This is a genomic window from Dapis brunnea BLCC-M229 (assembly GCF_050015995.1).
Lineage (GTDB): Bacteria > Cyanobacteriota > Cyanobacteriia > Cyanobacteriales > Microcoleaceae > Trichodesmium.
Genome location: NZ_JBNHEP010000260.1, coordinates 18,470 through 22,724, shown reverse-complemented (window position 1 = coordinate 22,724; position 4,255 = coordinate 18,470). Strand labels below are relative to the sequence as shown.

The 4,255-nt window shown below is 37.6% G+C and carries 3 protein-coding genes; 1 reads left to right on the top strand and 2 read right to left on the bottom strand.

What is annotated here, in order from left to right; all coding sequences use genetic code 11:
• Positions 1-259: 259 nt before the first annotated feature.
• Together ACP6PM_RS30005 and ACP6PM_RS30000 are read right to left on the bottom strand one after the other, a co-directional pair.
• Positions 260-1,453, bottom strand: coding sequence for an LL-diaminopimelate aminotransferase (locus ACP6PM_RS30005; protein WP_426590538.1), 1,194 nt, complete (start codon positions 1,451-1,453; stop codon positions 260-262).
• A gap of 502 nt (positions 1,454-1,955) precedes the next feature.
• Positions 1,956-2,288, bottom strand: coding sequence for a thioredoxin family protein (locus tag ACP6PM_RS30000; protein ID WP_426590537.1), 333 nt, complete (start codon positions 2,286-2,288; stop codon positions 1,956-1,958).
• 390 nt (positions 2,289-2,678) lie between these two features.
• On the opposite strand from ACP6PM_RS30000, the gene ACP6PM_RS29995 reads away from it, so the two are divergent.
• Positions 2,679-3,959, top strand: coding sequence for an RNA-guided endonuclease InsQ/TnpB family protein (locus tag ACP6PM_RS29995; RefSeq protein ID WP_426590536.1), 1,281 nt, complete (start codon positions 2,679-2,681; stop codon positions 3,957-3,959).
• Positions 3,960-4,255: the final 296 nt, after the last annotated feature.

Below are 4,255 nucleotides of genomic sequence, written 5' to 3'. Positions count from 1 at the left end.
TTTAGTTAATTCAATTATTAGTATCAAAATCAATGGCAGAACCTGCCCCTACAATTTTTCATCAACAGACCCCCCAAGCACTATTAATTACAGAATTATTTATAGCAAAAATTCACCAGTAGGGGTGGCTTAATTCAGATAATTATCACAAGAAGTAATAAATCAAATAAACCCACCCCGATTCATATTTTTGGGGCAGGTTTAGTTAATTCAATTATTAGTATCAAAATCAATGGCAGAACCTGCCCCTACAATGCAACTATCTCCGTAAAAACACGGAAATTTTCTCCACAGCCCTTGACAAAACTTCCGGCTTATGAACTAAAGCAAACCTCACATATCCCTCTCCCGCTTTTCCAAAACCAGCCCCAGGGGCAACCGCAACTCCCGTACTTTCCACTAGACCCACACAGAAACCCACAGAATCATTTGCCCATAATTCTGGCAACTTTGCCCAAACATACATAGTGGCCGATGGCATTGGCACAGACCAACCAATATTATCCAATGCTCCAACAAAAATGTCCCGACGTTGACGAAAAATGTCCACAGTTTCTCTAACTACTTCTTGGGGACCAGTTAAAGCAGCGATCGCTCCATTAAAAATGCCCCGATATTGATTAAAGTCAATACAAGCTTTAACCTGTCGCAAAGCTTGAATCAACTGAGGATTACCAATGGCATAACCTACACGAAAACCTCCCATACTATAAGACTTAGACATGGTAAAAAATTCTATAGAGACACTTTTTTCTGGGTCAGCTTGAAAAATGGAAGGAGCCAAAGCCAATTTACCGAGAGCTTCAGAAAATGAATCGAAAACAAAATCCAAATAAGGAGCATCGTGAACCAAGACCAAATTATGTTTTTGGCAAAAAGCGACAGCCTCTTCCAAAAAAGATAAAGGAGCGATCGCCGTCGTCGGATTATGAGGATAACTCAAAACCATCATCTTTGCCTGAGCCAAGACAGATTCAGGAATATCTCCCAAAACAGGCAAAAACTTATTTTCTGCCAATAAAGCCATGGGGTAAACCTGACCCCCCGCCAAATAAACCCCACCACCATGAGAAGGATAACCAGGGTCTTGCAACAAAGCAAAATCCCCAGGATTCAGCACAGCCAAAGGTAAATGAGCCGTACCCTCCTGGGAACCAATTAAAGCTAAAACTTCAGTTTCCGGATCTACAGAAATGCCAAATTTATTATTATACCACTGAGCTGCTGCCTGCCGAAAAGCTCCAGTGTTAGAAAATAATGAATAACCATGAGTAGAAGAATCTTGTAGAGATTCAGCGATCGCTTCTAAAGCATGGGAAGGCGCTGGTAAGTCAGAAGAACCCAGAGACAAATCTATTAAATCTTGTCCTGCTGCCTTAGCCCTTGCCTTAGCCCGATCCATATCAGCAAAGACATTAAAGCTGAGAGGTTCTAAACGTTTTGATAACTGCATTTTTCAAGAATGTAGAATGGGCGAACTGGTTAATTAATTAATTCTAAATTCTGAATTCTATTGCCGAGGAATAAATTGCTAATTTATAGCACTACGCATTACGGTTAGGACACTTATAAATGCTCAAACTAAGTCAGGGATTATTTTTGACTTAAGCGTAGCGCTATATCAAAGCTTTCGATTAAACCCCTCCTACCATCCCTAATTTGTCAAGGCTTTCGGGACAGCAGCGTCGGGAAAATATCAAAACTAAACCTGCCCCTAAAAAAATCAGGACAGGTTTTAATCAATAACTGATGACTCGCCTAATCTTTGTAGATGAGTTGGGAAACTTTTCTCAGATATCTTAAGTAAGTAGCTAAGTCTAATTAAATGTTGGAAAAATTGTAGGGGCAGGTTCAACCAGAAGGCTTGACATAAGTGCAATTTAGTCTACTATATCGTCCCTACACTTGATTTATGCTGACCTAACTTAATTTTATAGAGCTTAAAGATATCTACTTCATGCGAGATGAGATTCTAAAATCTCAACTAACTTTTTCTGTGTAATGCTCCCTTCATGAGAGAGTAACAATTCTTCATTCCGAAACAGTCTAAGTGCAGGAAGTCCTTCCACCTTATACTGTTTCACAGTTTCAGGGTTAGGACCGACTTCCATTTTTACCACTTTTAGGCGATCGCTATACTCAGTGGCCACCTTTTCCACTGAAGGGGCTACTAATCTGCATGGACCACACCAAGTAGCCCAAAAATAAGCCAATACAGGCTTTTCTGACTTGAGGACTTGAGCTTCAAACTCAGAATCATTAATCACAATAACATTGCTACTACTCACGTTTTTTCCATTCCAGATTTACTAAAACTTTTCAATAAAGATTTTCTATTATTGCCATTCATTTTACAAAATTACCAAAAATCAACGGGACGTTGAAAGCCTCTGCTCTTTAGAGAGGGGATGAAAACGGACACGGCAGGTTTAAAGGTGCTGTCCAGTTTTTAATTAAATATGGTCATACTTGCCTGAGTTTTTCTGGCCAATCTGGGACAGATTTTAATTGTTTAGCTAAATCTTCATCAGTTTTAAAACAAACAATACTTGTTAGGGATTTTTTTCAGAATGTAAGTGAATCCTAATTGATGCTTTTTGCTTAAAGGCATTTTTGATGTTTTATAATCTATTAGTATACTCATATATTGCAGATTTCATGGAGGTGATAATCACAGAATGTCTAGTTATGGATGTCAACAAAATTTAATTAACCCTGACAAAGAATTAATTGCAATACTTGAGTTTATTTGTTCTGAATCTCACAAACTAAGCAATTGTGGTATTTATTATGGTCGCCAATTATTTTTCAAATCAAAAAAAATAATTGGCAAGTATGACTTAGAAAAAGAGTACAAATCAAATAAACATTATCAAGCTTTATATTCCCAGGCAGCACAGCAAATATTAAGGTCTGTTGCGGAATCTTTTAAATCATTTAAAGAGTTAAACAAAAAATACATTAAGGGTAATCTGCATTTTCAACCAAGGATTCCTAAATACCGAAAAAAAGATGGTTTGGCAATAGTGACATATCCCAAACAAGCTTTAAGACTTGTTGGGAATCAAATCAGAATTCCTCTGGGAACAACCATAAAACGATGGTTTAAATTAGACAGCTTTTTAATACCAATGCCATCTAATCTACAGTTTGTAGTTCTCAAAGAATTGCGGATACTACCGCGTAATCAATGTTTCTATGTTGAGTTTGTCTACAACAAAGAGGTTGCACCTCAACATGAATTAAATCCTAAAAATGTTTTGGGAATCGACCCTGGTATTAATAATTGGTTAAGTTGCGTTTCTAACGTTGGTACTAGCTTGATTATTGATGGATGCAAGGTGAAAAGCCTGAATCAGTGGTATAACAAACGAGTTTCTACTTTGAAAGAAGGTAAGCCACAAGGTTATTGGGATGAGCAATTAGCCCACATCACAGAAAAACGTAACCGCCAAATGAGAGATGCAGTTAATAAAGCTGCAAGGTTGGTTGTTAACCACTGTATTAAACATCAAATTGGTACGGTAGTTTTTGGATGGAATCAAGGACAAAGGCAAGAGGCAAATTTAGGCCAAGTGACTCAATCATTTGTACAAATACCCACAGCTAAACTTAAAGAACGAGTCAAACAATTGTGCTTAGAACACAAGATTAAATTTGTGGAAACAGAAGAGTCATATACCAGTAAAGCTAGTTTTTTAGATGGGGATTTTCTGCCTACTTTCGGCGAGAAACCTGAAGGGTGGAAAGCATCAGGGAAAAGAGTTAAACGTGGGATGTACCAAACAGGTAAAGGTTTGTTAGTTAATGCTGATTTAAATGGTGCAGCGAATATACTTCGTAAAGTAGAGACACAATTAGGTATAAACCTAGTCAAGGTCTGTAGGCAAGTTTTGACCCTTGCTACCAGGTTTAGGCTCTGGGAAACCAAAGCTAAAAAGCGTGCGCAGGACGGCTAATACCTCCTGTGTAGCAACAGCTTAGAATCCCTGCGCTTTTAAGCCGGGGAGAGGTCAACATCTTTTCATTTTTTACCATTGAACTCCTACAAAAAAGCATTTAGATAGGTATTAATTTTAAGGAAGGAGAAAACAGTCAGATCCAAGAGATTCATCAATCAAGCAAAATACTTTTGACTTTTGGCTTTTGACTTTTGACTTAACTAAAACAGTTAACTTCTAGCTAAGGTATTAATTTTAAGAAGGAGAAAACAGTCAAATCCAAGAGATTCATTAATCAAGCAAAATACTTTTGA